The organism is Mycobacterium aquaticum, assembly GCF_002086485.1.
GTDB lineage: Bacteria > Actinomycetota > Actinomycetes > Mycobacteriales > Mycobacteriaceae > Mycobacterium > Mycobacterium aquaticum.
Window position 1 is genome coordinate 244,843 of the sequence record NZ_MVHF01000001.1, and the last position, 26,744, is coordinate 271,586.

Below are 26,744 nucleotides of genomic sequence, written 5' to 3' on the forward strand. Positions count from 1 at the left end.
CGCCGAGCAGTCCCCCGCAAGCGGGAGGGGCCCCCAGCTGCGGTCCCCGACACGCCGCATTTCGGGTACCGCGGCGTCTGCTCGCCGAGGAAACGGGGCTAGCGCAGCTGCGGCGGGACGTCGCCGTCGAGCAGTTCGACCAGTGCTGCCAACAGGCCGTCTAGTTCACGGCCGACTGCGGCGATCGCCGGGTTGTCGTAGCTGGCGAACAGCAGGCTGGGCTGGTCCACGGCCAGCACGGTGCCGTCTGGCCCGTCGTAGAGAAGGGTGCGCAGCGGTGCGTGCAGCATGACCGCGGGGTCGTGACGGTACATGCGTTCGGCGATGGTGTGATTGCCCATCAGGTATTCGGTGGCGCGCCGTGTCGCACCGGACAGTGCCATCGTCGGCGTGACGTCGATGCTGTGGTAGCGCATGAAGCCATGTGGGGCTTCGTGTTTCGCGATCGCGACCACCTCGTCCCAGTTCGCCGCAGCTGTATACGCGCTGAGATCTACGGCAGGAACCAGTGATTCGTAACGTTGGCGGGCCTGCTCGTACTCATCGGGCAGCGCGATCAGCAGCCGTCGGCTCGGGTGCTCGACGGTGCTACTGTGCCGCGTCACTGCCGTGATCCTGCGACATCGAGGACGATCCGAAAGCGTGCCTGCCCGGACATCATGCGCTCGTAGGCTTTTGGAGCCTCCTCGAACGGCATGACCTCGATCATGGGCGCGATGCCGTTGGCGGCGCTGAATGCGAGGCTGTCCTCGTTCTCGATCGACGAACCTGTGAGGCTACCGACAACGCTCCGGCCGCCGAAGATCAGGTCGGCGGTGTTGACCTCGATCGGGTCCGGCGCGGCGCCGACGACGACCAGCTGTCCGTGCGGTCGCAGCCCTGCCACCAGGGGACTCATGGAGGCGCCGCTGGCTGCGGTGGCGATGACAGCGGCGGCGCCGCCCAAGGCGGTCAACGCCGCGCCCGGATCCTGCGCGGCGCTGTCGATGTAGTGGTCCGATCCCAAAGTCATTGCCAGCTCGGCCTTCTCGGCGCCGCGAGCGATCGTGGCGACGCGGTACCCGAGTTTCTTGGCGTACTGCACCCCGAGGTGCCCCAAGCCGCCGAGGCCCTGGATCGCGACCAGCGCTCCGGGCGGTGCGGCAGTGGCGCGCAAAGCGTTGAATGTGGTGACGCCCGCACACAGCAGGGGAGCGGCGACGTCCGCGGCCAACTGATCGGGTACGCGGACCAGTCCCGTGGCCCTGACGTACAGCATCTCCGCATAGCCGCCGTCCTCAGTGGTCCCGGGCTGCGGCTGATCGGAGCAGTTGACGAAATCGCCTCGCCGACAGGACTCGCACTCGCCGCACTGGCCGCCGAGGAATCCCACACCGACGCGGTCGCCCGCCGCCCAGCTCGTAACACCCTCGCCGACAGCGTCGATGACGCCGACGACTTCGTGGCCGGGAACCACCGGCCGCTCGGGGTCGGGGCGCAGTCCTTCGACGGCGAGGAAATCGCTGTGGCAGACGCCGCAGCTGTCGACTCGTACTCGCACGTGACCCGGGGTGGGTGGCAACACCTCGCGCTCGACAAGTTCGAAATTGCGTTGGCCGGTGACCTGAAAGGCCCGATACGTCGTCATGGCTTGTCCCTCTCCGGCGCTCAGGCGAAGGCCCCGACGCGTGCCTGCCGGGTGAGCTCGTCGGCGAGCACCTCAGCGGCACCGGATTCGATACCGTCGACGATCTGCCGCGCGACGTCGGCCGGATCGTTCTTCGGTACATCGAGATCGGCCACCATCGACGTGTCGGTGTAACCGAGGTACACGCCGATCACATCGGTGTCCTGGTTCTGCAGTTCCAGTCGCAGCGAGTTGTTGGCCGACCACAGTGCGGCTTTCGAGATGCCGTAGGCGCCGAAGCCGGGGAGCCAGGACAGCACCGAGGCGATGTTGACGAGGGTCCCGCCACCTGCCAGCTGAGGTGCGAAGGCGCGGGTCACGTGCAATGCGCCGAACAGGTTGGTCTCGATGACGGACCGGATTTCGTCGAGGTCGCTGCTCAGCAGTGACTTGCCGCCCGTCACGCCGGCATTGTTGACCACGATCGTGGCGTCACCGGCGAGTTCGGCGAGCTTGTCGACCGAGTGGGCATCGGTGACCTCGGCTTGGACGACGACCACTCTGGGGTCGGTGCTGGGCTCGGGGCTTCGGCTGGTGGCGTAGACCTTGCCGGCGCCGCGGGCGAGGAGTTCATCCACGATCGCCTTGCCGAGCCCGCGCTGGCCACCGGTTACCACGGCCGTCGATCCCTTGATCTGGTGTGACATTCGATTCTCCTTCGAAGTGGGTTGACTGCCCGAACATCACCTTCATCAAGCAGACACGCTGAGTAGGTATTCCCAACTCAGCTAGAATAGCGGTATGCGTACCGATCCGTGGACAGATAACGCCTGTCCCATCGCCCGTACCATGGCTGTGCTGGGGCAGCGGTGGGCCGTGCTGATCATTCGCGAGGCGCTGCTGGGCAAGTCACGTTTCTCGGAATTCCGCGAAGTCCTGGGGGTGGCCCCGGATGTGCTCAGTGCCCGGCTGTCCGAACTAGTGGAGGCCGGCATCCTCGAAGTCGTCGACTATCAGCAGCCGGGTGACCGCACCCGCAGCCGGTACGTGCTGACCGACGCCGGCCATGACCTCATCCCGGTATTGGCGGCCATCGGGCAATGGGGGCATGTTCACCTGGCCCGGCCGCACAGCAGTGATTACCGCTTCATCGAGGCCGAGACCGGCGACCCGGTGGGCATCGGATTCCGGCGCAAGGACGGCACCACGGTCGCGCCGACGCAGGTCGCGCTCGTCACCAAGGCCGGCAGCTAAAACCGGCCGCTACCACCGCTGTAGCTGCGGCCCGACGAGCGTGACGCGCCGCCGTAGGACGTCGGGCGGCCCATGCTGCGACCACCGCCGTAACCGCCGCCGAACCCTCCGCCGAGGCCACCGCGCAGCACGTTGCCGATGATGATGCCGCCCAACACCGCGCCCATGTCCGATCCACCACCGCCGCCATACTGCGAGGTGTAGCTGCGCTGCGCGGCGCGCACGTCGTCATTGGCCAGCCCCTGCGCCTGCGCGGCCAGCGTCGACGCCCCGTTGGCATGCGCGACAGCTTCATTCGGGTTCGCGCCGCGTTTCGCGAGCGCGGCGTCCAGTTGCCTGCCGGCTTCGGCGAGCCGGGTGCGCGCCTCCGGGCCGATGCTCCCGCGCCGGGTGTCGATGAAATCCGACACGGCCTTGATCCGGGACTGTGCGGTGTCGATGGCCTGGTCCAGGGCGCGCGCCAGCCGGTCGGCCGCCTCGCGCTGGGCGTGCACGCTGGCCAGCAGCTGGTCGAGGTCGGCGTCGGTCTTGGTCAGCCGCGTGAAGGTGCCCAGCGGGTCGGCAGTGCCGCTGTTGCGCGCCTCATCCGCGGCCTTCATGGCGGCGTCGCGCGCGGTCGCCAGGGCCGCGGACTGCGGCGTATCCGGCTGTCCCAGAAGGGTGTTCGCCTGGTCGATGCCGGCCTGAATATCGGTGATCGCCGCGGGTAGGCCGGCGATCGCCCGGTTGATGTCGCTCGCGGCGCTGTCCACCGCGTCGAGCAGGGTGCGGGCCTGACCCAGCGCGGACTCCGCGGCCCGCACGGCGTCCACGAGCGCGGTCTGGTCGGTGGCCGGACGGGACACGAGACTGCGGGCCGACGACATGTTGCGGTCGGCGAAAGCCAACCGTTCCTTGGCCGCATCGACATTGCCCGCAACCGAACTCAGTGCGGCCGCATCGAACTGCTGGTGCAGCGTGTCCAACATCTGTTGTGCCGGCGTCAGACGCGCGGTCAGGTCCACCACCTGCTGGGTCATGCCGTCCAGCCGGGTCGGAGCATTGATCACCAGGTCGCGTAATTGGTCGAAAGCCGTGCTCTGCGTGTCGAGTTCACGATCGGCCTTGGCGGCCGCCACGATCACGCGGGTCAACAGGTCCCGCCGCTGCAGCGGGGTCTCGGGCACCGCATCGTCGAGGATCTGCCGCACGTTGAACGCCTGCGCCAGTGCGGTTTTCGCGTTGGCCACCGCACGGCTGAACGCCTCGGTCTGCTTCGGGCCGAATTCCTCTACCGCCAGCTGCAATTCGGCGTCGCTCGTGCGTACCGCGTTGTCGACGTCGACGACGATCGAGCGGGACAGTTCGTCGAGGGCCTCGAGCGGTACCGTCGCCAGGGCATTCGGATCGGTGGGGTCGACGCGTTTGGCGGCCTCGAATTCGGCCTTGCGGCGCTTGGCCCGTCGGCGTGCCGCCCACCAGAACACCAGCCCGGCCAGCACCAGCACCACGCCGAGGGCGATCACCAATGCGGGCCACGACATGCCTGCCGCGGCTTGCGGTTCGGTGTTGAGTCGGTTGGCCGCGGCGATCGCCGCACCCGCCCAGTCGTCGCGCCGCAGCGCGGGGGTGATGCTGTTGCGCCGGATGTCGTCGGTGTCCGAGGAACTGACGTTGGTGACGGTCGATGGCACCTGGAACGCGAAGGCACGGTCCACGGTGGCCACCGCCAGCACGGCGTCGTCGTCACCGAAATCGCTCATGGTCATGGTGCGCTGGGTCCAAGCCAGCGCGTTCTGCCCTGAGAAGTCCTCGACGAAAACCACCCACAGCTTGATGCGCCGCTGGTCGTAGAGTTTGTCGAGCGCGTTCTGCACACTGGTGCGCTGCTGCGGCGAGAGCGCGCCCGCGTTGTCGGTGAGCTGGGTGGACAACCGCAGCGGCGGCTCCGCACCGGCACCCGGGGCCACCACCAGCCCGACCATCAGGACCGCGAGCAGCATGGGCAGCAGACGGGCGATGCGCATGACGGCCAATCTAATGTGCTGCACGGTATTGCTGCTGCGTCCTGGCAGACTGTGCCTCGGTGAACGACGACGGGTACGACCCCTACGACGACTTCGACCGGGAACGCCTCGTGGTCGAAGCGCCAAAGGCTGCCGCGCTGCCCGGAACCGACACCGTGCACCGCACCGATTTCGCCAGGGACCGGGCCAGGGTGCTGCACAGTGCGGCCTTGCGCCGGTTGGCCGACAAGACGCAGGTGGTCGGGCCCCGTCAGAGCGAGACGCCGCGCACCCGGCTGACCCATTCTCTCGAGGTGGCCCAGATCGGGCGGGGCATGGCGATCGGGCTGGGCTGCGACCCCGACCTGGTCGACCTGGCCGGCCTCGCCCACGACATCGGCCACCCGCCGTACGGACACAACGGCGAACGCGCGCTCGACGAGATCGCGCAGTCTTTCGGCGGGTTCGAGGGCAACGCACAGAATTTCCGCATCCTGACCCGGCTGGAACCCAAAGCCCTTGACAGTGAAGGTCGTTCGGCTGGTCTGAACCTGACTCGGGCGTCGCTGGACGCGGTCACCAAGTACCCGTGGCAGCGCTCCGGTGGGCGCAAGAAGTTCGGGTTCTACGACGACGACGCTCAAGCCGCCGCATGGGTGCGCGACGGCGCTCCCGCCGAGCGGCCCTGCCTGGAGGCGCAGGTGATGGACTGGGCCGACGACGTCGCCTACTCGGTGCACGACGTCGAGGACGGGGTGATCTCCGGGCGCATCGACCTGCGCATCCTCGCCGACGCCGACGCCGCGGCGTCGCTCGCGCAGTTGGGTGCCAAATCGTTTCCGGTGCTCAGCCATGACGACCTCTTGGCCGCCGCGGACCGCCTCTCGCGTATGCCCGTGGTCACCGGGGTGGGCAAGTACGACGGGACGTTGGCCGCGTCGGTCGCCCTCAAGCGGCTCACCAGCGAACTCGTCGGCCGGTTCGCCAACGCCGCGATCACCGAGACCCGCAAGGTCGCAGGCGACGGCCCGCTGCGACGCTTCGACACCGACCTTGCGGTTCCCGCCACGGTGCGGGCCGAGGTGGCGGTTTTGAAGATGCTGGCGCTGCAGTTCATCATGTCGGACCACCAGCACCTGCAGATCCAGACCGACCAGCGGACCCTCATCCACGAGGTCGCCCTGGCGTTGTGGGCGCAGGCCCCGGTGAGCCTCGATCCCCTCTTCGCGCCGGAGTTCATCGCAGCCGCCGACGACGGGGCCAGGCTGCGGGTGGTCATCGACCAGATCGCGTCCTACACCGAGGGCCGGCTGGAACGTGTGCACGAGGCACGCTCGCCCCGCCCGCTGGGCTGATCAGCCGCGCAGCCGGTCCACCACGAGTTCCGGGCGGGCCCACAACAGCGCGCCACCCACATCGGCGATGACGCTGCGCGTAGCCCCGGGGATCCTCGCGGTGAGCGTGGCACCCAGGTCCGGGGAGTGCACGGTGTCGTCGGCGCCGAACAACACGTGCACGTCGACTCCCGGGGACAGCACGTGCGCCGGCCACGGCGATGTCGCCAGCACGGTGTCGCGGGCGTAACCGGCCGCCCCTTGCGCGAAACCGTCGTCGAGGGCTTCCCGCAACGTCGCGCGAAAGCCGGGCTGGTCGTAGACGACGGCGTCCGACGCCGGATAGTCGGCCATGATCATGTCGAACAGGGCGGTCGCGGTATAGCCGCAGAGATCCTGCATCGCACCCTCGGGGTCCGCGGCGATCGCGGCGACGAACTCGCGGTGGGCCGGTGGCAGTTGTGCGGCCACCGGCGGATGACCGAGGTCGTCGATCGGGGACACCAGCACCAGCCGAGAGGCTCGGCCGGTGGCGGCCAGAGCCAGCCCGAACGGGGCTCCCTGCGAATTGGCGACCACAGGGACCGGGCGCCCGACGATGGTGTCGATCATGGCGGCGATATCGGCGGCCACGCTGTCGAGGGTCTTGTTCGGGTCGGCGGTGGATGCGCCGAGGCCTGGGCGGTCCACAGAGATCAGCCGGATGCCTGCCGCCTCGAGCACCTCAAGCCCGAACGCCATGCGCCTGCCGCAGCCTGCGCCGGCGATGAACACTGTCGGTTCGCCGGAGTCAGGCCCGTAGCTGGCGTAAGCCGTTCGGCGCCCGCGGGATTCGACCCAGCCCTCTTTCATGTGATCTTGTCCAGGATCGGAGGCTGCACCCGTCCACCGAAGCGTTGTCCGCCGAATGGATCCACACCCGGGCCCCCGCCATAGCTCACGATGTCACGGTACCGGGAGCAAACCCGGTCGGTCGCCGGGAAAACGCCGCATAGACTATGCCGGTGGCCGGCCGGATTCCTGATCGCGATATCGCGGCCATCCGTGAAAAAATCCGCATCGAAGACGTCGTCGGCGACTACGTCCAACTGCGCCGCGCGGGTGCGGATTCGCTCAAAGGCCTGTGCCCGTTCCACGACGAGAAGTCGCCGTCGTTCCATGTCAGGCCCAATCACGGTCACTTCCACTGCTTCGGCTGCGGCGAGGGCGGTGACGTGTACGCCTTCATCCAGAAGATCGAGCACGTCAGCTTCGTCGAAGCCGTCGAGCTGCTCGCCGATCGCGTCGGCTACACCGTCACCTACACCGGTTCGTCCACGACCAACGTGCAGCGCGACCGGGGCAGCCGCAGTCGGCTGCTGGCCGCCAACGCCGCCGCGCAGGAGTTCTACGCCGAAGAGCTGAAGTCCGACGAGGCCGCCGAGGCGCGCAAGTATCTGACCGAGCGCAACTTCGATGCCGCTGCGGCCGCACAGTTCGGCTGCGGGTTTGCCCCGTCAGGTTGGGACAAGCTGACAAAGCACTTGCTGCGCAAGGGTTTCGAGTTCAAGGAGCTCGAAGCGGCCGGGCTGAGCCGGGAAGGCAAACGCGGTCCGATGGACCGCTTCCACCGGCGGCTGCTGTGGCCCATCCGGGTGTCGTCTGGGGAGACCATCGGGTTCGGCGCACGCCGGTTGTTCGACGACGATCAGAACCAGGCGAAGTACGTCAACACCCCCGAAACCGTGCTCTACAAGAAGTCGCAGGTTCTCTTTGGGCTCGATCGGGCCAAACGCGACATCGCCAAGGGGCATCAGGCCGTCGTCGTCGAGGGCTACACCGACGTGATGGCCATGCACCTGGCCGGCGTCACCACCGCGGTGGCCTCGTGTGGCACCGCGTTCGGTGACCAGCACCTGTCCATGCTGAGACGACTCATGATGGACGACAACTTCTTTCGCGGCGAGCTGATCTACGTGTTCGACGGCGACGCGGCCGGGCGGGCCGCAGCGGTCAAGGCGTTCGAGGGCGAGCAGAACCTCTCGGGGCAGTCGTTCGTGGCAGTGGCTGCCGACGGGATGGACCCCTGCGATCTGCGGCTGCGCTCAGGTGACGGCGCCCTGCGGGATCTCGTGGCGCGGCGAACCCCGTTGTTCGAGTTCGTCATTCGCAGTGCGCTCGCCGAACACGACCTCGACAGCGCTGAGGGGCGCGTGGGTGCGCTGCGCCGGTGTGTGCCGATGCTGGGCCGGATCAAAGACCCCACGCTGCGTGACGAGTACGCCCGCCAGCTGGCCGGCTGGGTCGGTTGGGACGACGTGGCCCAGGTCATCCGTCGGGTTCGGGAGGAAGCCGGCCGCCCGGCGCGCCGTGACGATCGTCGGACCCCGGAACCGCAGGAGCGTCCGAAAGCGCCACCCGTGCAACGGCCCAACCCCACGGACCCGACGCTGTGGCCGCAGCGTGAGGCGCTCAAGGCCGGGTTGCAGTACCCGGGCTTCGCCGGGCCGGTGTTCGACTCGCTGACCGTGGAGAGCTTCACTCATCCGGGCTACGCCGCGGTGCGGGCCGCGATCGAGGCGGCCGGCGGTACGGCGGCCGGGCTCTCGGGTGCGCAGTGGATCGAGGTTGTCCGCGAGCAGACCACCTCGCCTGCGGCGGCCAGCCTGGTCAACGAGCTGGGCGTGGAGGCCATCAACGTCGAGGACGACGAGCAGTTGCCGCGCTACATCGGCAGCGTGCTGGCCCGCCTGCAGGAGGTGTGGGTCGGACGGCAGATCGCCGAGGTCAAATCCAAGCTGCAGCGCATGTCGCCGGTCGAACAGGGTGATGAATACCACGCTTTGTTCGGTGACCTGGTGGCGATGGAGTCGTACCGCCGCAGCCTGCTGGAACAGGCCAGTGGTGACGACCTGACTGCGTGATTGCTCACATCACGATATGGTGAACCCGCTGTCGACCTGGACGACGCGAGAAAGGCAACTCTGGTGACATTGATCAGCACCCGCACGCGGCGGTTCGTCGCGGTCGGCGCATTTGTGGCGGCCGGGGTCGCCTCGGTGGCCGCCCCGGCATTCATGAGCCAGCAGACCGTCACGGCGGGGCCGGCCTGCCTGGCCTGGTTCGGCAACAAGGACGACGGCAAGTGCCTGTCGTACTCCAACAACGGCAACGGCTATGCCCCGTCGTTCTCGATCGGCCCGCAGGGCACCGGTCAGAACGGCGGCCTGACCACCGGCCCGCTGCTGCCCGGCCAGACCATCAATCAGGGCATCGGCTAACTACCGGGCCCGTTTCGCCCTCGAAACGTCGGTGTTCTCCATGGAGAGCACCGACGTTTCTGCGTCTATCGGGGTCATCGTCACGAACTGCGGGTCCGGGGACACGCGCTTGGCGATGGTGCGACGGCCGGCGTCGAGCACGGCCTTGGTCGCGGGGTTGCCGGTTACCGCGCGATAGGTGCTGGCGATCTGCTCGTAGCGGCGTCGGCCCGCCTTGGCGCCCAGTACGTAGCCGACGGCGATCACGGCGGCATAGCGGATCACGGCGTTCCTCCCAGACGGCGAATATGTGCTTCCATCCTGCCTCACCGCCACGCCGACGCGCCCGTCTGGGAGCGCATTGGCGGCAGCGGCGGTCCGTACGCTAGAGTCAACGCTCGGCCCGCACGGAGCACGCTCCGCGCGGACTTAACGCAGAAGATAGTCCCCTGTAGCTCAATTGGCAGAGCTCCCGACTGTTAATCGGGCGGTTGATGGTTCGAGTCCATCCGGGGGAGCAACCACGCCCTACTTCTTGCCCTGCTGCTGTTGCCGGGCAGCTTGGGCGAGTGCTTCCACCAACGGATTAGCCGCCGACGCCAGCGCCTGCCGTTCCTCGTCGGTGAGTTGATAGAAGGTCCACACGCCCCACGCCGCCGGTCGGATGTACACCGTGACCTCTTGGCGGGTGTTGTTCTGCAGGACGGCCGGCACGGGCACAGCGCGGTCCAGGGTCGCGGCGCTGGCCAATTCTTCGGCGATCTTGTCGACGTCAGCCGACTCCTGCAGTTGGTACAGCACAGCCTTGTTGAATGGTCCTTCCATGGCGAGGAACCAGGCCATCAGCGTCTCCTTCGGTCGGGGTCGGGCGTCACTGTAAGGGATCAGCCCTCTCAGAAGGCCGGTATTCCGGTACGCGCGCACCAGGACGGCGCGCCCCCAGGAACTGTCCAGGGTTCGCTAGGCTCGTGGCGTGCACCCTCGGCTGATCGCCATCGCCACGTTCGTCGGGCTCGTCGCGGCCGGTTGCGGCTGGAGCCCGTCCTCGGCGCCGCCGCCGAAACCGGACACCTGCAAACCGACGGACGGCCCAAGTGCCGACACTGTCGCCCAAGCGATCGCCAGCCTGCCCAATCCCGAAGCCGGGGCGCAGTGGACTCAGGTCAGGGACGGCCACACCGGCAACTGCCGGCTGTACTGGGTGCAGGTGGGCCAGAAGAACCCGCAGCCCAACAGCGTCGGCCAGTTGCTGTTCTTCGACCGGCAGACGCCGCTGGGCCCGGCGACCCCGCAGCCGCGCCCGTACATCAACGTGGTGACCAACGCCGACGACAGCGTGGTGGTCAACTACCAGTGGCAGCAAGGGCAGGACTCGCCCAAGGCGCCCACCGGTATCGCAACGGTGCGGTTCCGGATCGGTGACGACGGCAAGCTGCAGGCTGTCGACCCGCTGCCGCCCAGCCCTTAGCCGTTGACCAGTTCGGCCGGATCGAGCATTGCCGCGTAACGCAATTGCTCGGGGATGCCGAAGCCGTCGACGAGGGTTTCGACGTGCGGCCGCAACGTGCGGCAGCGCTCGTTGATGCCCCGGGTGACGGCCTTGGCCCGTTCGGTGGACAGATACCGGTGTTCCATGAACCAGGCCTTGTCGTCCTCGATGACCGACAGCGCGTACAGGTCGCAGACGTCTTCGAGCAGTTCGCGCGCGGTGTCGTCCTCGCATGCCGCGATGCCTGCGACGAACGCCTCCAGGATGATGCGGTCGATGTGCGCCGACGCGGCGTGCAGCACGTGGTCCTGCACGGCATTGAACGCGTCGAAGGCACTCATCTCCTTGGCCTTGCCCTGCAACCGCCGGGCGACCGTCGACAACAGGTACTCCTCGCGGTCCTCGAACATCTTGACCTGGGTGCCGCGGTTGAACAGGCTGCCTTCCTCCTCGTTGTCCTGGCGGCTGTCCAGCACGGTCTGGATGATGGTCTCGGCCGAGGTGCGTTTGAGGACGCGCTCGCCGGCGAAGTTGGCGGCGAACCGCACCCATTCCACCGGGCTCATGCCCTTGATGTCGTCGGCATATGCGGTCAGGAGCTCCTTGGCCACCAACTGGGTCAGCACGTGGTTGTCACCCTCGAATGTGGTGAATACATCGGTGTCGGCCCGCAGTGCGATCAGCCGGTTCTCGGCGAGATAGCCTGCGCCGCCACATGCTTCGCGTGCTTCCTGGATGGCCTTGCTGGCGTGCCAGGTGTTGGCGGCCTTCAGTCCCGCCGCGCGGGCCTCCAGTTCGCGCTGTTCCTCGGCGTCCGGATTGTCCGAGGTCTGCAGGTCGTGGCACTTGGCCACCAATTCGTTCTGCGCGAACTGCAGTGCATAGGATTTGGCGATCAGCGGCAACAGTCGGCGTTGGTGCACCAGGTAGTCCATGATCAGCACTTCGTTGTCGCTCTTGGGTGCTTCGAACTGCCTGCGCTGCAACGCATATCGCGTGGCGATGTCCAGAGCGACGCGGGCCGCCGCTGCGGCGCTGCCGCCGACGGTGACGCGGCCGCGGATCAGCGTGCCGAGCATGGTGAAGAAGCGGCGGCCGGGGTTTTCGATCGGTGAGCTGTAGGTGCCGTCGGGCGCGACGTCGGCGTAGCGGTTGAGCAGGTTCTCCCGCGGTACCCGCACGTGGTCGAACACGATGCGGCCGTTGTCGACGCCAGGCAGCCCGCCTTTGTAGTGGCAGTCCGAGGTCGTCACCCCGGGCATGTCGTTGCCCATGTCGTCACGGATCGGCACCACCAGGCAGTGCACGCCGTGGTTGACCCCGTCGGGCGTGATGAGCTGTGCGAAAACTGCTGCTACACGGGCGGTTTCGGCCGCTCCGCCGATGTAGTCCTTACGCGCTGTCGGGGTCGGGGAGTGGATCACGAACTCTTCGGTCGCGGGATCGTAGGTGGCCGTGGTCTCCAGGGATTGCACGTCGCTGCCGTGTCCGGTCTCGGTCATGGCGAAACAACCGAGCAGGTCGAGGTCGATGAGGCGCCGGACGTAGGCCTTGTGGTGGCGCTCGGTGCCGAGGTTCTCGATGGCACCGCCGAACAGGCCCCACTGCACGCCGGCCTTGACCATGAGGGACAGGTCGGACATGGCGAGCATCTCGATGCTGCTGATCGCGGCGCCGACGTCGCCGTTGCCGCCGTGCTCTTTACGGAACCCGTCTTCCGCGGCGCCGGCTGCGGCCATGATCTTGAGTTGCGCGGCGACCTTGGCCCGGGCGATGGCGGTGTTCGGCGTGTAATGCGGCCGGAACTTCTCGTCCGACAGATTGGTCCGCATGGCGTTTTTGGTGTCTCGCCAGCGTCCGTCCAGCGTGTTTCGCAGATGCTCGGCAGTGGAGGTCATACCCGACGGTAGCGCGTGAGCCCCCGGTGGATCGTCGAGATCGACGCCAGGGTCGTTGTTTTCACACAATCACAACCCTGGCGTCGATTTCGACGTTGAGAAGACTCAGCTTTCGCTGCCCATGGTGACCGCGGTCGCCTCGTCGGTGAGCTCGTCGAGTTCGTCCTCGATGGCGTGGTCGTCGTCGATGTGGCTCAGCTGAGCGCGGCTCGCGAACAGCACGGCCGCCCCGGCGAGCACCGCGCCGGCGCCCACCCAGTACGGCAGGTGCACGCTGACCTGCTCGCCGAGCAGGCCGGCCAGCCACGGCGCGACAGCGGCGCCGCCGAACCGCAGGAAGCTGTAGGCCGCCGAGGCCACGCCGCGCTCGACCGGGGCGGCCTTCATGACGGTCTCGGTGATGAGCGTGTTGTTGACGCCGATGAACAAGCCGGCGACGACGACTCCTGTTGCCAGCACAGCCTTGGAATCGGTCCACACCGCCATCGCAGTCAGCACCGCGGTGAAGGCGATCAGGTTGAGGATGAGCACCCGCACGGTGCCGAAGCGGTGTTGCAGTCGCGGGGCCACCACCACGGACGTGAACGCCAGCGCCAGGCCCCAGCCGAAGAAGATCAGCCCGATCTGATGGGCGCTCATGTCCAAGGGGAACGGGGTGAAGGCCAGCAGGGTGAAGAAGCCGAAGTTGTACAGCAGCGCGGTGATCGACACGCCGAGCAGCCCGCGGTGGCGCAGCGCCCGGAACGGGTCGGCGAGCGTGGTGGCGCGCTCGGCGCGCGGGGTGGCGGGCAGCAGGAAGGCGGTGATCACGAGGGCGAACGCCATCAACGCCGACACCCCGAAGAACGGCCCGCGCCAGGAGATCGACCCCAGCACTCCGCCGACCAGTGGGCCGACCGCGATACCCAGGCCGAGTGCGGCCTCGTAGAGGATGATCGCCTGTGCCACAGAGCCTTTGGCGGAGTTGACGATCGTAGCCAGTGCGGTCGCGATGAACAGCGCGTTACCCAATCCCCACAGGGCGCGCCAGCCGACGATCTGCATGACCGTCTCGCTCATCCCGGCCAGTCCTGCACCCGCGATGATGATGACCAGGCCCAGCAGCAGCGTTCGTTTCGGACCGATCCGGCTCGACACCACCCCGGTGATCAGCATCGCCACGCCCATCACAGCCATGTAGCTGGTGAACAGCAGCGACACCTGTGACGGTGAGGCGTTGAGGTTGTCGGCGATCGGTTTGAGGATCGGGTCCACCAGTCCGATGCCCATGAAGGCAACGACGGAGGCGAAGGCTACGGCCCATACGGCCTTGGGTTGGCGCCACATGAGGGCGAGAACTCCTTGTCTGTTGTCGGTTCGGTTCTAGTTGTCGTCGGCCGGGTCGCGGTCTTCGAGGATCCGCCGGATGACCTCCACGGCGGCCGCCAGGGTTTGGCGGTCCTCGGGGGCCAGGCGATCGAGCCGCGGGTTGATCGCGGCGGCCCGGTCGATGCGGGCCCGGGTGAGGGTGCGTCGGCCCTCGTCGGTGATGCGGATCAGGACAGCGCGGGCATCGCCCGGGTCGGCGGTACGGGAGACCAGTCCGGCGTCTTCGAGGCGACGCACCTGCGTCGTCATGGTGGGCTGCGAGCAGTGGTCGAGGTAGGCGAGGTCGGAGATGCGGGCCTGGCCCTGGTCCTCGATGGTGGACAGCAGCCGTGCCTGGGCCCATGGCAGCGGCAGCCGGGTACGTTGATTGGCGAGACGATTGAGTCGCGCCACGACCGAGAGCAATTCCGCGCCGAGTTCGGTCTTGTGGTGCGCCGCGGCGTCTTCCGCGATGGGGGTCGGCATACCTCATAATTACATAGAATTTCTATGTAGTCCATGGACCTCGTCGTGTCGCCTGTCACACTACGGCCACCGAACCACACCAATTCTGGCTGGCAGAATCGAGAAATGACCGCTCCGGGATCGGCGACCCAGCCACGAAAAGCGGGTCCGCTGACCCCCGGGGAACTCGCCCAGGCCGCTGTGATGGCGGCGCTGTGTGCCGCCACGGCCATCATCGCGGTGGTGGTTCCGTTCGCGGCGGGCCTCTCGATGCTGGGCACCGTGCCGATGGGCCTGCTGGCGTACCGCTACCGGATGCGGGTGCTGCTGGCCGCGACCGTCGCCGGAGCCACCATCGCGTTCCTCATCGCCGGGCTCGGTGGCTTCATGACCGTCGTCAACTGCGCGTACATCGGTGGCCTGACGGGGATCGTGAAACGGCGTGGCCGCGGCACCCCGACCGTTCTGGCCGCGGCCGTCGTGGCCGGTGCGCTGTTCGGCATGGTGCTGGTCGGGGCTCTGACCGTGCTGTCGCGGCTGCGCATTCTCGCGTTTGAATCGATGACCGCGAACATGGACGGTCTGGCCGTGGCCATGGCCCGTGTCCCCGTCCTGCGCGATTTCGCCGACCCGCTCAAGCACGGCTTCGCCACGCTGCTGGACTACTGGCCCGTGCTGATCCTGGGCTCGGGGATCTTCAGCATCTGCTTCGTCAGCCTGGTCGGCTGGTGGGCGCTGTCGCGGGTGCTGACCCGGCTGGCCGGCGTCCCCGACGTCCACAAACTCGACACGCCCGGCGGCACGGGAACCGTGGCGCCCGTCCCGGCCCGTCTGGTCGACGTCCGATTCCGGTACCCGGGCGTCGACCACGACGCTCTGGGTCCGTTGTCGATGGACCTGCGGCCGGGCGAGCACGTCGCGGTCACCGGCCCCAACGGCTCGGGCAAGACCACCCTGATGCTGGTGCTGGCCGGCCGGGAGCCCACCGCGGGCACCGTCGAACGCTCGGGTGTGGTGGGGCTCGGCCGCATCGGCGGGACCGCGGTGATCATGCAGCACCCCGAAAGTCAGGTGCTCGGTACCCGGGTTGCCGACGACGTGGTGTGGGGACTGCCGCCCGGTACGACGACGGATGTGGACCGGCTGTTGACCGAGGTCGGCCTCGACGGGTTGGCCGACCGGGACACCGGGGGACTGTCCGGAGGCGAACTGCAGCGGTTGGCTGTGGCAGCGGCCCTGGCACGCGAACCCGCACTGCTCATCGCCGACGAGGTCACCAGCATGGTCGATCAGAACGGCCGCGACACCTTGATGACCGTGCTGTCGGGACTGACCCGGCGCCACGAGATGTCACTGGTGCACATCACCCACTACGACGCCGAAGCATCGTCGGCCGACCGCGCGATCAACCTCGGCGGCACGAGCGACAACACCGACATGGTGCAGACCGCCGCGGTGCCTGCCGGTTCGGTTCCCGGGCACGAAGCCGGCGCACCGGTGTTGGAGCTGACCGCCGTGGGCCACGAGTACGCCAGCGGAACTCCGTGGGCGAAAACGGCTTTGCGTGACGTCACGTTCACCGTGAACGAGGGCGACGGCCTGCTTGTCCACGGCCTCAACGGATCCGGCAAATCCACCCTGGCGTGGATCATGGCCGGCCTCACCGTGCCCACCTACGGGGCGTGCCTGCTCGACGGCGCGCCGGTGTCCGGTCAGGTCGGGGCCGTGGCGATGTCGTTCCAGGCGGCGCGGCTGCAGTTGATGCGCAGCAGTGTCGAACGCGAGATCGCATCGTCCGCGGGCTTCGCGGTCGACGACCAGGCTCGCGTCGCGGCGACGCTGGCCACCGTCGGCCTGGACCCGGGGCTGGCCAAACGCCGGATCGATCAGCTCTCGGGCGGTCAGATGCGCCGGGTGGTACTGGCAGGCTTGCTGGGCCGGGCCCCGCGTGCGCTCATCCTCGACGAGCCGCTGGCCGGTCTGGACGCCGCCAGCCAGCGGGGCCTGCTGCGATTGCTCGAAGATCTGCGCCGTGACACCGGCTTGACCGTCGTGGTCATATCGCACGACTTCTCCGGCCTGGAGGGACTCTGCCCGCGCACGTTGCATCTGCGGGACGGGGAACTGGCCATGGCGCCCACCGCGGCAGGAGGTGCCCGATGACCGCGCCGACACGAGGGCAACGCCGACCCATGGTGCTGCTGCGGCCGGTGCCCGGCGACAGCGTCATCCACCAACTGTGGGCCGGCACCAAGCTGCTGGCCGTGGCAGGCATCGGCGTGCTGCTGACCTTCTATCCCGGCTGGGTGCCCATCGCCTTCGTCGGGGTACTGGTGCTCGTGGTGGCCCGGCTGGCGCACATCCCGCGCGGCGCGGTGCCCTCCGTGCCGTTCTGGTTGTGGGTGCTGATGGCGCTGGGTGCGGCGACTGCAACGCTGGCCGGCGGCAGTCCGATCGTCGATGTCGGGTCGATGCACATCGGCCTCGGCGGGCTCTTCAACTTCCTGCGCATCACCGCGTTGTCGATCGTCCTGCTCGGCCTCGGAGCTCTGGTGTCCTGGACCACCAACGTCGCCGACATCGCCCCGGCGGTCGCGACACTGGGCCGCCCGCTGAAGTTCGTTGGCATCCCCGTGAACGACTGGGCGGTGACAATCGCCTTGGCGCTGCGCGCCTTCCCGATGCTGATCGATGAATTCCGCACGTTGTATGCAGCACGCAGGCTGCGGCCCAAGGAACGCGCCGAGTCGTTCCGGGCCCGTCGCAAGCAACGGGTCGGCGACGTCGTCGATCTGTTGGCGGCGTCGGTCACCGTGGCGCTGCGCCGAGCCGACGAGATGGGCGATGCGATCACCGCGCGCGGTGGTACGGGCCAGATCTCGGCGCTGCCGTCGCGGCCGAAGGCGCGGGACTGGGTGGCGTTCGCGGTGTTGGTCGTGGTGTGCGGCAGTGCGTTGGCGTTGGAGCTGACGGTGCTCGGCACCAGCCTTCCTCGGCGGTGACGGGTCAGTGGCGCCGCGTCAGTAACCGGATGGCCGCGTAACCCACACCGCCGGCCAGCGCCAGCGCCGCCAGCCACGGCAGCAGCAACCCGAACAGCATGACCGCTCCTGAGGCGAAGCCGACCATGCCGTCCCAGCCGCGCTCGACCTGGCCGAAAAACCCGTGATACTGCTTGATCGGGCCGCCGAAGTTCTCGGCGTAGACATCGAGATTGAGCGTGCTGAACGCGATCTGCTCACCGAGGTGAGCCCGCTGCGCGCGCAGGCTGTCCAGGTCGGCCTGCCGCTGCGACAGCGCGTTCTCGGCCTTGATCAACGCGTCGGGATCCTTGGCGTCGCGCATGATGCCGAGCAGCCGGTCGACCGAGGTCTGCAGTGCGGTGATCCGCGCATCGAGATCGACCCGCTGGTTGGTCACGTCGTCGGCCTTGATCTCCAGCGTATTGACGGTGCCGAGGCCTTTGATGTCGGTGAGCGTCTTGTCGAGTTTGGCGACCGGTACCCGCAACACCAGCGCGACATGCGCGCGGCCCGAACTGGAGCCGGCATCCTCCGAGCGGCTGTCGACGCGCCCGCCGGCATCGGTGACGATGGCGGTGGCCTTGTCGGCGGCCGCAGTGGTGTCCACGGCGGTCAACGTCAGCGACGCCGTCTTGACGATGTCACGGTCCTCGTCGGCGGCGGGTTTCGGTGTGTTGTCGTTCGGCCCGTTGAGCGGGGGAGCTGCGGTGAACGGCGCCGCGGGTGCGGGGGCCGCCGTTGCCGCGGCCGGCGGCGCCTCCGGTGCCGTGGAGCTCGGGGAGTGCCCGGCTGCGCAGGCTTGCGTCGTCAGCGAAACCGTCACGGCCAGCAGGGTCGCCGCGGCGAGACGACGCCGGGCGCGGCTGTTGTAGGCGGGCATCAGCACAATCTACCGATCAGGGCGTGCCCGCAGACCTATCCTGAGCGGGGAGTTCGGGGTCGGTAGAGAGCCAGATGACGGTAGTGACGTGTCGACGATGCGGCCGGGTGGCGCGCGATGGTGCGCGCTTCTGCGACGCGTGCGGCGCCCCGCTCGCCGAGCCGGCTGGGCCCGCCGAATACAAGCAGGTGACGGTTCTGTTCGCCGATGTCGTGCACTCGATGGACATCGCGGCCGCGGTCGGTGCCGAACGTCTGCGCGAGATCATGACCGAATTGGTGCAGCGCTGCGCCGAGGTGGTCCAGCGTTACGGCGGGACGGTCGACAAGTTCACCGGCGACGGCGTCATGGCGTTGTTCGGCGCTCCGGTTGCCTTGGAGGATCACGCTTTTCGTGCCTGTCTCACGGCCTTGGAGATCCAGCAGGAAGTGCAACGGCTGGCCGTCGACGTCGGCCGCCGCGACGGGTTGCCGCTGCAACTGCGGATCGGCCTGAATTCCGGTGAGGTCATCGCCGGCGACATCGGCTCCGGCCCGCTCGGCTACACCGCGGTGGGCGCCCAGGTCGGATTGGCGCAGCGGATGGAGTCGGTGGCTCCCGCCGGCGGGGTGATGCTCAGCGAGTCGACCGCCCGTCTGGTCGAGCACACCGTCGTGCTGGACGCACCCCAGCAGGTCCGGATCAAAGGGGCCACCGAACCGGTGCCTGCTCGCCGCTTGGTCGGGATCGCCCCGCATCAGCAGGCGCGCATGGGACGCGGCAGCACCCATCTCGTCGGCCGCAGCTGGGAACTGGCTGCCCTGGTGGGCATGCTCGACCGGACCGCCGGCGGCGCGGGATGCGTCGCGGGCGTGGTCGGGCCGCCGGGAATCGGGAAGAGCCGCTTGATCGCAGAGACCGTGGGCGTCGCGGTCGGCCGTGGGATCCAGGTGTATTCGGCGTTCTGTGAGTCGCACACCGCCGACGTCCCGCTCTCGGTGGTTTCGGAGTTGATGCGGGCGATGTTCGGCGTCGACGGGGTCGGTGACGACGCGACGGCGCGGAATCTGTTGCGGGCCCGGCTACCCGACATCGACGATGCCGACCGGGTGCTGCTGGAAGACGCGCTGAGCATCGCTGACCCCGACGCCCCGCTGTCCGAGATCGGAGCGGACACCCGGCGCAGACGGGTGACGGCACTGGTCGACGCCGTCGTGACGGCCTGCCCCGCCACGAGCGTGTACGTGATCGAGGATGTGCATTGGATCGACCCGGTCAGCGACGCGGTTCTGGTGGATCTGCTCACGACGTTGACCCGGGCGCGGTCGCTGGTGCTGGTGACATACCGGCCCGAGTACGACGGGGCGCTCAGCCGGCATCCCGGCGCGCAGACCATCGCGCTGTCGCCGCTCGATGATGAACAGACCGCCGAATTGGTCACCGGGCTGCTCGGGCGCGACGCGTCGGTCGGCGGCCTGGCCGGCCAGATCGCCGAACGCGCCGCGGGTAATCCGTTCTTCGTCCAGGAGATCGTGCGCGATCTTGCCGACCGCGGTGTCCTCGCCGGTGGGCGCGGCTGTTATCTGTGTCCGACCGGCGCCGACGATGTGGCGGTGCCCGCGACGTTGCAGGCTGCCATCGCCGCGCGGGTCGACCGGCTCGACGCCGCTGCGAAGCGGACGTTGAGCGCCGCCGCTGTGGTGGGCGCCCGGTTCGACGAGGCTCTGCTGGCCCAGTTCGCCGACACGACTCAGCTCAGCAGGCTGATCACGGCCGAGCTCATCGAACAGGTGGCGTCCACACCCAAGGCGCAGTACGCGTTCCGGCACCCGATGATCTGGTCGGTCATGTACCGTGCCCAACTGAAATCCGAACGCGCACAGCTACATCGATGTGTCGCCGCAGCCATCGAGCCGCGCGACGAAAACGCCGCGTTGATCGCCGACCACTTCGAAGCCGGCGGCGAACTCCGTCAGGCCTACGACTGGCACATGCGCGCCGGAGATTGGTCCAGATTCCGTGATGTGCGGGCGGCCCGGATGAGTTGGCAACGCGCCGGTCAGGTCGCCGATCGGTTGCCCCTCGACGATCCGCAGCGACCGGCCCTGCGGATCGCGCCGCGGGCGTTGATCTCCGGCACCAGTTTTCGCTCCGGTGGCGCCATTTCGGATACCGGTTTCGATGAACTGAGGGCATTGGCCGAGGAGGCCGACGACAAGCGGTCGCTGGCCATCGGCATGGCAGGACACGTGGGAGCCCTGCTGGGACACGGCCAGTTCCGAGCCGCCGACGAGTTGGCGTCCGAGCTCGTCGGCATTCTCGATGCGATCGCTGACCCGGATCTCATCGTCGGGCTCATGCACACCACGCTCATCGCCAAATTCGCGATGGGTGCGATGGCTGATCTGGTGCGGCTGGCGCAACGGGTGATCGATCTGTCGGGCGGGGATCCGCGCAGGGGCAGCATCGTCACGGAGTCGCCGTTGCTGATCGCGATGATGCTGGGGGCTGTCGCACGATCCAGTTGGGGGCAGCCCGGCTGGCGCGACGAACTCGACCGGGCGTGGGTGTTGTTGCGGGATATCAACCCGGCGGCGCGCGGCGTGCTGCTGGTCTACAGCTTCAATGTCGGGTGGGCTTACGGCACGCTGCGGGTGGATGAGGAAATCCTGCAGGAGACTGCCGAAACCCTGCGATTCGCCGAACAACTCGGTGAGGGCTACGCGCTGGACGCGGCGCGATGCGCACGCGGACTGGCGCTGGTGGCGGCGGATCCGGAGAGCGCCGAGGGTTTCGAACTGCTGGAGCAGACGCGCGAGGCTGTCGTACAGGAGCGATTCACGATGCCCGTCCTGGCGCCCATCGATATCGCGTTCGCTCGCAGGCAGGTGCGTGCGGGCGATCGTGACGGTGCCATCACCGCGTTGCGCGGTATCGTCGCAGGGCAGATCGGCGCGGGCGGGTGGTTGGGCCGCGGGGTCGCGGTCACCGCGCTGGCCGAGGAATTGGTTGCCCGTGGTTCGGCCGACGACCTGGCCGAGGTCGAGGCCGCGGTCGAACGGCTGGAGGCGGAGCCGGGCGAGCCGGGGTTCGTGTTGTTCGACGTCATGGCCCTGCGCCTGCGGGCCTTGCTGGCCGGGGCCCGGGGCGACTCGGCGTATCCGGAGTTGGTCCGGCAGTACCGCGACAAGGCGAAATCCTTTGGCTTCGAAGGACATCTGGCCTGGGCCGAGGAGATGTCCCGGGCCGGCTAGCGTGCCGCAGCGCCGTTCGCGGCCCACTGCGCATCGGCGAGGCTGGTCGCGACATCCGCACGGCCCAGGAACATCTCGTCGAAATAGGGCCGCAGCGCCTGGTACCCGGCGGGAAATCCCGGCCCGCCCGGCGCCGCTACATGCGGTCCGCGCAGCACGCGGAAGAACGGGGTCACATCCACCCCGCGCGATTTCCAGTAATCGTGGTAGACGGGCTGTGCCGCCAGCACGGCGGGCACTGCGGCACCGTGCGCGCCGAGGAACTCGTTGCCCTGCTTGCTGCCCATCCACTGCAGCACCTGGCGTACCGCATCAGGATGCTTGGTGGCCGAATTGGCAGCGGCGGCAATGCCGTTGGTGACACTGACCCGGCCTTTCGGTCCTTCGGGCAGCATCACCACACCCCAGTGGAACGGCGCCTGGTTGGCGATGGCCGCCAGGTTGAAGGTGCCGGACTGGAACAACGCCATCCGACCCTGCAGGAAGGTGTTGCGGGAGAAGTCCCCGTTGCCGTTGGTGACCGAGGCCGGAGGTGCGACGTGGTCGGTGTTGATCAGTCGCACCAGATACGTGAATGCTTCGACGGCTTGCGGGTTGTCGAAGGCGAACCGATCGCCGACGGTGAACTGGCCGCCGGCCGACCCGATGTAGTTCAGGTAGATGCCCTGCATGTCGTTGGCCGCGTTGTAGCCCCATTGCCGGATCCGGGTCGCATCGAACCCCTCGGTGGCGGCGGTACGACCGTCCTCGTCGACGGTGAGCCGGGCCAGCAGGGGACGCAGCGTGTCGTCCGCCCCATCGGACCAGCGCAGGGTGAGCAGTTCGGTGAGGTCGACCCCCGCGGCGTCGAGCAGATCGGCGTTGAAGAACACGGCGATGCCGGCGTCGGTCAGTTGCGGCACGCCCCACAGTGCGCCGCTGCGGGTGAACTGGTTGACCACCGAGGGCTCCCACGCGCGGGCGGCATTGGGAACCAAGGTCTTTCCGATGTCCATCAGCCGACCGCTGTCGGCGTAGCCGGCGAAGTAGGCGTTGGACAACCAGAAGATGTCGTCGGCGCTGCCACCGGCCATGTCGGTCCGCAAGGTGTCGAAATACGACGAGTACGCCACGGTGTTGACGCGCACCTCGATGTCGGGATGCTCACGGCTGAACTCGGCGAACGATTCCCGGTAGGCCGCGGCGGCCTGTTGATCCCAGAGTCGCACGGTCACCACGACGTGTCCCGACGGTTCGGTGTCGCGGCCCAGAAGTACGGCCAGCCCCAAGAGCACCGCCATGGTCATTGCCAGACCCGCGGCGGCCAGCGTCGAGAAGCGGGGCCTCATTTGATTCCCGTCACGACGATCGAGCGAACGATGTTGCGGGACAGCGCGACGAACAGCACCAGCAGTGGCACGATCGCGACCGTCGTCGCCGCCATCACCAGCGTCCACTGCGCGTTGTACTGGGTCTGCAGGCCCGCGGTCGCCACCGTCAGCACCTGCCATTTCTGCCCGCTCGTGATGACCAATGGCCACAGGAAGTTGTTCCACTGGGTCACCACGGTGATCAGCCCCAGGGTGACCAGAATCGGTCGGCTGGCGGGGACCACCACATGGGTGATCACGTCGAGCGTGTTGGCCCCGTCGAGGCGGGCCGCGCTGATCAAGTCGCCCGGGATGGACCGAAAGTACTCGCGCAACAGGAATATCGCGTACGGCGAGCCGAACATGAAGGGCAACACCAAGGCCCAGAACGTGTTACGCAGACCGGCTTCGGCCATCATCAGATACAGCGGCACCACCGTCACCGTCGCGGGCACCATCAGGGTGGCGATATAGATCCAGAACAGCGCGTCACGTCCCGGAAACTGCAGCCGGGCAAAGGCATAGGCGGCCAGCACGGAGAACACCAGCTGTCCGATCAGGATCACCGCGGTCATCAGTGCGGTCACCACGATCGCCCGGCCGAAGCCGGCGTCGGCGAGCCCCAGATAATTCTCCCACGTCGGCGGTTTCGGCAGCGACAACGGTGAATCGGTGTTGAACTGCTGCGCCGAGGTGAACGACGTCAGCAGCCCCAGCCCGAACGGCAGCAGTGTGATGACCGCGCCCATCACCAGTCCGGTGTAGATCGCGACGTTACGTGAGGTCATAGCTGATCCGGCGACGGAAGTAGAGATGCTGGACCACGGTGATGCCGACCAGCAGGACGAACAACACGATCGCCATCACCGATGCGCGCCCCACGGCGGCCGCGCCGAATGCCTCGGCATAGATGCGGTGCGCGACGAGATCGGTGCGTCCCTGGGGTCCGCCACCGGTCAACGCATAGACGGTATCGAATACCTGGGCGGCGCTGACGATTCCGGTGACCAGGACGAAGAACATGGTGGGCCGCAACATGGGCAACGTGATGTGGCGGAACCGTTGCCAGGCGTTCGCGCCGTCGGTGCGGGCGGCGTTGTGGACGTCTTCGGGGATGTTGAGAATGCCTGCGAGGAAGAACAGCGTGACGTAGCCGACGTTGGTCCAGATCACCACGGCCGACACCAGGGGCAGCGCCAGTCCCGGATCGGTGAGCCAGTCGATCTGGTGGCCGAGCACGGTGCTCACGGCGCCGTCGGTCGGTGCCAGGATCCAGCGCCACAACACCGCGATGGCCAGCGGTGCGCAGATCCACGGCAGCACATACACGGTGCGGAAGAAGCCACTGCCGGGCAGGCCGCGGGCCAGCAGTGTCGCCGCGAACAGACCGAGCGCGGTTTGTGCCGGCACCACCAACAGCACGAACAACAGGGTTACCAGCAGTGAGGTGGCGAACGACGAATCGGTGAGCACCGCAGTCCAATTGTCGAACCCGACGTACGTGATCGGGCCCAGCAGATCCCACCGGTGCAGGCTCAGCCACGCCACCACCAGCATGGGCAGCAACAGGAAGGTGACGACGCCGAAAAGGCTGGGCGCGACAAGCGCGTAGCCCAGTGCGGTGGCGCGGACACGCGAGGTGGCCATTGAGCTATTAAAGCGGGTTGCCGTCAGCGGGCCACAGGGTGGGCCGACGCGGGACGGACAGCGAGCCCGTCGATCGGTCTCTCGCCGAATACAGTGGGGGCCAGCCGAACGCGCAGTGGCTCGGATTTGGTTCCGAACACCAGCGAGACGACGTAGGTTGTCATGATTGCAGTGGACAACTGCAACAAACCTGGTCTGGATGGCTGCTACGAAACCGATTCGGAGCCTTCGCCATTGTTACCAGTTGGATAAAGGATGGGTACTTCGTGCCGCGTACCGTTCGCAATTCTCTTGTCATGTCACCCGTCTTTTCGCGATTCTCCCGCTGCCCCCGCCCGCTGCATCCGGTCGGACTGTCAATGGCGCTGCTGTTCTTCGCGTGGTCGATGAGCCCGTCATTGCTGCCGCGGGCGTGGTATCTGCAGGGGGTGGCGACGGGCATCAGTGTCGCGATCGGATACGGCCTCGGGTGCACTATGGCGTGGGTGGTTCGGCGGTGCGGCATTAGGCCAGCCTGGTCGGCGCGCACCCGAACGCTCGGATGGTGGGCTCTCGCGCTGACGGCGCTGGTGGTGATTCCCACGTTCTTGGTACTCGGGTCGTGGTGGCAGCAGATCCTTCGTGATCTGGTCGGCCTGCCACGTGCGTCACGGTCGTTCTATGTCCTCGTTCTGCTGATCGCGGTTGGGGTGGCGGCAGTGCTCCTGGCGATCGGGCGTGGACTGCGGTGGGTCGCCGGTCGTTTGACGGCGGTGGGAGGTCGCATCGTTCCCGGTCCCGTCGCGCGGCTCGCGGCCGTTGTGATCGTCGCGGTGGTGATGGTCGTTGCCCTCGACGGCGCGCTGCACAGAGGACTGTTGAGTGTCGCAGAGCGATCTGCCCAGGCCGTCGATGAGAGCACTGCCGAGGGAGTGGCTCAACCGCGCGCTGCGGAGCGCTCAGGCTCACCGGCTTCTCGTGAGGCATGGGACAGCCTCGGGCGGGAAGGACGCAGCTTTGTCGCGAGCGGGCCTACCGCTGAACAGATCTCGACGGTGACCGGCGCCCGCGCGCTGACACCCATCCGGGTTTACGCCGGGCGGGAATCCGCAGACAGCGTCGATGGCATTGCCCAGCGGGTGATCGATGAGCTTCACCGCACGCACGCTTTCGACCGCAAAGTGCTGGCCGTGGTGACGACGACGGGTCGTGGCTGGGTGAATCCGAATGTCGCGGCGGCGTTTGAATACGTCAATGGCGGCGACACTGCCATCGCCGCGATGCAGTATTCATTTCTGCCCAGCGCTCTGTCGTTCATCGCCGACCGGGAGACGCCACGGCTGGCCGGTCAGGCGTTGTTCGAAGCCGTGCACCGGACGTGGAGCACGTTGCCCGAGGGCAAGCGGCCCAAGCTGGTGGTATTCGGGGAGAGCCTGGGCTCGTTCGGAGGACAATCAGCCTTCGCTTCGGGCGCCGACATCGTCAGCCGCACTGACGGAGCATTGTTGGTGGGGACGCCGAACTTCGCTCAGCCATGGGGGAGAATCACCGCTGGCCGGGATGCCGGGTCATTGGAGCGCCTGCCGATCGTCGACGAGGGCCGCCACATCAGGTTTGCATCCCGTGTCGATGACGCGAATCTGCCCGGACCATGGGAGTTTCCGCGAGTGGTGTTCTGGCAGCATGCCAGCGATCCGATCACGTGGTGGTCGTTCGATCTGCTGCTGCACCGGCCGGACTGGTTGCGCGAACCGCTAGGGCCCGATGTGGACCCGGGCATGCGGTGGCTGCCGTTCGTGACGTTTTGGCAGGTGACGCTCGACATGATCTTCTCAGCCGACGTGCCCTACGGCTACGGACATGCGTTCGGGCCCGACGCGACCGAACTCTGGGTGGACATCTTGGATCCGCCGCAATGGAATTCCGCCAAGACCCAACGAATCCACGACGCGATCGCGGGACGATGATCCCTTGCGGCCGTCGACATTTCGACGGCCGCCGTCCTGCCCCTGCTAA

23 protein-coding genes, 1 tRNA gene and 1 pseudogene are annotated in these 26,744 nt (G+C 67.6%); 10 read left to right on the forward strand and 15 right to left on the reverse strand.

The genetic code is table 11. The annotated features are described in order from the left end of the window. Positions 1–98: 98 nt before the first annotated feature. Genes BST13_RS01040 through BST13_RS01050 form a run of 3 tightly spaced genes read right to left on the reverse strand, consistent with a single transcriptional unit; the run spans position 99 to position 2,313 of the window. Complete coding sequence (locus tag BST13_RS01040; protein WP_245839231.1) at positions 99–605, reverse strand: DUF302 domain-containing protein; 507 nt, start codon at positions 603–605, stop codon at positions 99–101. Further along, positions 602–1,627: an alcohol dehydrogenase catalytic domain-containing protein gene (locus tag BST13_RS01045; RefSeq protein WP_083159724.1), complete on the reverse strand. Its 1,026-nt coding sequence runs from the start codon at positions 1,625–1,627 to the stop codon at positions 602–604. Before BST13_RS01045 ends, BST13_RS01040 begins: the two co-directional genes overlap by 4 nt. Before the next feature lie 20 nt (positions 1,628–1,647). Then, positions 1,648–2,313, reverse strand: a complete 666-nt coding sequence (locus BST13_RS01050) for an SDR family oxidoreductase (RefSeq protein WP_083159726.1) — start codon at positions 2,311–2,313, stop codon at positions 1,648–1,650. A 94-nt stretch (positions 2,314–2,407) separates the two neighbouring features. Here BST13_RS01050 and BST13_RS01055 point away from each other — a divergent pair, with 94 nt between their 5' ends. Continuing rightward, positions 2,408–2,860 carry a winged helix-turn-helix transcriptional regulator gene (locus tag BST13_RS01055; RefSeq protein WP_083159728.1) on the forward strand — a complete coding sequence of 151 codons (453 nt, stop codon included), beginning with the start codon at positions 2,408–2,410 and terminating at the stop codon, positions 2,858–2,860. Here the strand turns inward: BST13_RS01055 and BST13_RS01060 are convergent. After that, the gene (locus BST13_RS01060; protein ID WP_083159730.1) at positions 2,857–4,866 is read right to left on the reverse strand and encodes a TPM domain-containing protein; all 2,010 of its coding nucleotides are present in this window, start codon (positions 4,864–4,866) and stop codon (positions 2,857–2,859) included. The genes BST13_RS01055 and BST13_RS01060 overlap by 4 nt on opposite strands. Positions 4,867–4,925: 59 nt before the next feature. Here BST13_RS01060 and BST13_RS01065 point away from each other — a divergent pair, with 59 nt between their 5' ends. Next, positions 4,926–6,200 (forward strand): deoxyguanosinetriphosphate triphosphohydrolase, encoded by a 1,275-nt coding sequence (locus BST13_RS01065; protein ID WP_083159732.1) that lies wholly within the window; start codon positions 4,926–4,928, stop codon positions 6,198–6,200. Here BST13_RS01065 and BST13_RS01070 read toward each other — a convergent pair whose 3' ends face one another. Then, positions 6,201–7,031: an alpha/beta fold hydrolase gene (locus BST13_RS01070; protein ID WP_083159734.1), complete on the reverse strand. Its 831-nt coding sequence runs from the start codon at positions 7,029–7,031 to the stop codon at positions 6,201–6,203. A 152-nt stretch (positions 7,032–7,183) separates the two neighbouring features. On the opposite strand from BST13_RS01070, the gene dnaG reads away from it, so the two are divergent. Continuing rightward, entirely contained in the window at positions 7,184–9,082 is a 1,899-nt protein-coding gene (gene dnaG / locus BST13_RS01075; protein ID WP_170064245.1) for a DNA primase, read from the forward strand. A 63-nt stretch (positions 9,083–9,145) separates the two neighbouring features. Further along, positions 9,146–9,439, forward strand: coding sequence for a DUF7155 family protein (locus tag BST13_RS01080; RefSeq protein WP_425436960.1), 294 nt, complete (start codon positions 9,146–9,148; stop codon positions 9,437–9,439). Here BST13_RS01080 and BST13_RS01085 read toward each other — a convergent pair whose 3' ends face one another. Continuing rightward, positions 9,440–9,703 (reverse strand): hypothetical protein, encoded by a 264-nt coding sequence (locus BST13_RS01085; protein ID WP_083159738.1) that lies wholly within the window; start codon positions 9,701–9,703, stop codon positions 9,440–9,442. A 160-nt stretch (positions 9,704–9,863) separates the two neighbouring features. Between BST13_RS01085 and BST13_RS01090 the strand changes: the two genes are divergently transcribed. Beyond that, positions 9,864–9,936 (forward strand) — tRNA-Asn (locus BST13_RS01090). Between the two features lie 10 nt (positions 9,937–9,946). Here BST13_RS01090 and BST13_RS01095 read toward each other — a convergent pair. Then, positions 9,947–10,261: a hypothetical protein gene (locus BST13_RS01095; RefSeq protein WP_029373115.1), complete on the reverse strand. Its 315-nt coding sequence runs from the start codon at positions 10,259–10,261 to the stop codon at positions 9,947–9,949. A gap of 130 nt (positions 10,262–10,391) precedes the next feature. On the opposite strand from BST13_RS01095, the gene BST13_RS01100 reads away from it, so the two are divergent. Continuing rightward, the gene (locus BST13_RS01100) at positions 10,392–10,886 is read left to right on the forward strand and encodes an LppP/LprE family lipoprotein (protein ID WP_083159740.1); all 495 of its coding nucleotides are present in this window, start codon (positions 10,392–10,394) and stop codon (positions 10,884–10,886) included. On the opposite strand, the gene BST13_RS01105 is transcribed toward BST13_RS01100, so the two are convergent. The 3 genes from BST13_RS01105 to BST13_RS01115 all read right to left on the reverse strand — a co-directional run bounded on the left by BST13_RS01105 (position 10,883) and on the right by BST13_RS01115 (position 14,638). Next, positions 10,883–12,805, reverse strand: a complete 1,923-nt coding sequence (locus BST13_RS01105) for an acyl-CoA dehydrogenase family protein (RefSeq protein ID WP_083159742.1) — start codon at positions 12,803–12,805, stop codon at positions 10,883–10,885. The genes BST13_RS01100 and BST13_RS01105 overlap by 4 nt on opposite strands. A gap of 105 nt (positions 12,806–12,910) precedes the next feature. Further along, positions 12,911–14,131 carry an MFS transporter gene (locus BST13_RS01110; RefSeq protein WP_083159744.1) on the reverse strand — a complete coding sequence of 407 codons (1,221 nt, stop codon included), beginning with the start codon at positions 14,129–14,131 and terminating at the stop codon, positions 12,911–12,913. Positions 14,132–14,167: 36 nt separating this feature from the next. After that, entirely contained in the window at positions 14,168–14,638 is a 471-nt protein-coding gene (locus BST13_RS01115) for a MarR family winged helix-turn-helix transcriptional regulator (RefSeq protein WP_083159746.1), read from the reverse strand. 105 nt (positions 14,639–14,743) lie between these two features. Here BST13_RS01115 and BST13_RS01120 point away from each other — a divergent pair, with 105 nt between their 5' ends. Both BST13_RS01120 and BST13_RS01125 read left to right on the forward strand, forming a co-directional pair. Continuing rightward, the gene (locus tag BST13_RS01120) at positions 14,744–16,780 is read left to right on the forward strand and encodes an ATP-binding cassette domain-containing protein (protein ID WP_083159748.1); all 2,037 of its coding nucleotides are present in this window, start codon (positions 14,744–14,746) and stop codon (positions 16,778–16,780) included. Further along, positions 16,777–17,619 (forward strand): energy-coupling factor transporter transmembrane component T family protein, encoded by an 843-nt coding sequence (locus BST13_RS01125; protein ID WP_083159750.1) that lies wholly within the window; start codon positions 16,777–16,779, stop codon positions 17,617–17,619. Before BST13_RS01120 ends, BST13_RS01125 begins: the two co-directional genes overlap by 4 nt. Here BST13_RS01125 and BST13_RS01130 read toward each other — a convergent pair. Further along, a pseudogene (locus BST13_RS01130) lies at positions 17,593–18,451 on the reverse strand (DUF4349 domain-containing protein); the annotation flags it as partial. The gene BST13_RS01125 and the pseudogene BST13_RS01130 overlap by 27 nt on opposite strands. 143 nt (positions 18,452–18,594) lie before the next feature. Here BST13_RS01130 and BST13_RS01135 point away from each other — a divergent pair. Then, the gene (locus BST13_RS01135) at positions 18,595–21,753 is read left to right on the forward strand and encodes an ATP-binding protein (RefSeq protein WP_083159752.1); all 3,159 of its coding nucleotides are present in this window, start codon (positions 18,595–18,597) and stop codon (positions 21,751–21,753) included. On the opposite strand, the gene BST13_RS01140 is transcribed toward BST13_RS01135, so the two are convergent. From BST13_RS01140 to BST13_RS38940, 4 genes are read right to left on the reverse strand one after another with little or no spacing between them, the layout of a single operon-like run. Further along, positions 21,750–23,081 (reverse strand): ABC transporter substrate-binding protein, encoded by a 1,332-nt coding sequence (locus tag BST13_RS01140; RefSeq protein ID WP_083159754.1) that lies wholly within the window; start codon positions 23,079–23,081, stop codon positions 21,750–21,752. The two genes, BST13_RS01135 and BST13_RS01140, sit on opposite strands and share 4 nt — an antisense overlap. Further along, positions 23,078–23,890 carry a carbohydrate ABC transporter permease gene (locus BST13_RS01145; protein ID WP_083159756.1) on the reverse strand — a complete coding sequence of 271 codons (813 nt, stop codon included), beginning with the start codon at positions 23,888–23,890 and terminating at the stop codon, positions 23,078–23,080. Before BST13_RS01145 ends, BST13_RS01140 begins: the two co-directional genes overlap by 4 nt. Next, positions 23,877–24,749: a carbohydrate ABC transporter permease gene (locus BST13_RS01150; RefSeq protein WP_083159758.1), complete on the reverse strand. Its 873-nt coding sequence runs from the start codon at positions 24,747–24,749 to the stop codon at positions 23,877–23,879. The genes BST13_RS01145 and BST13_RS01150 overlap by 14 nt, the downstream gene beginning before the upstream one ends. Positions 24,750–24,772: 23 nt before the next feature. Next, positions 24,773–24,913: a hypothetical protein gene (locus tag BST13_RS38940; RefSeq protein ID WP_158087073.1), complete on the reverse strand. Its 141-nt coding sequence runs from the start codon at positions 24,911–24,913 to the stop codon at positions 24,773–24,775. 132 nt (positions 24,914–25,045) lie between these two features. Between BST13_RS38940 and BST13_RS01155 the strand changes: the two genes are divergently transcribed. Further along, entirely contained in the window at positions 25,046–26,695 is a 1,650-nt protein-coding gene (locus BST13_RS01155; RefSeq protein WP_211295978.1) for an alpha/beta hydrolase, read from the forward strand. Positions 26,696–26,744 lie beyond the last annotated feature (49 nt).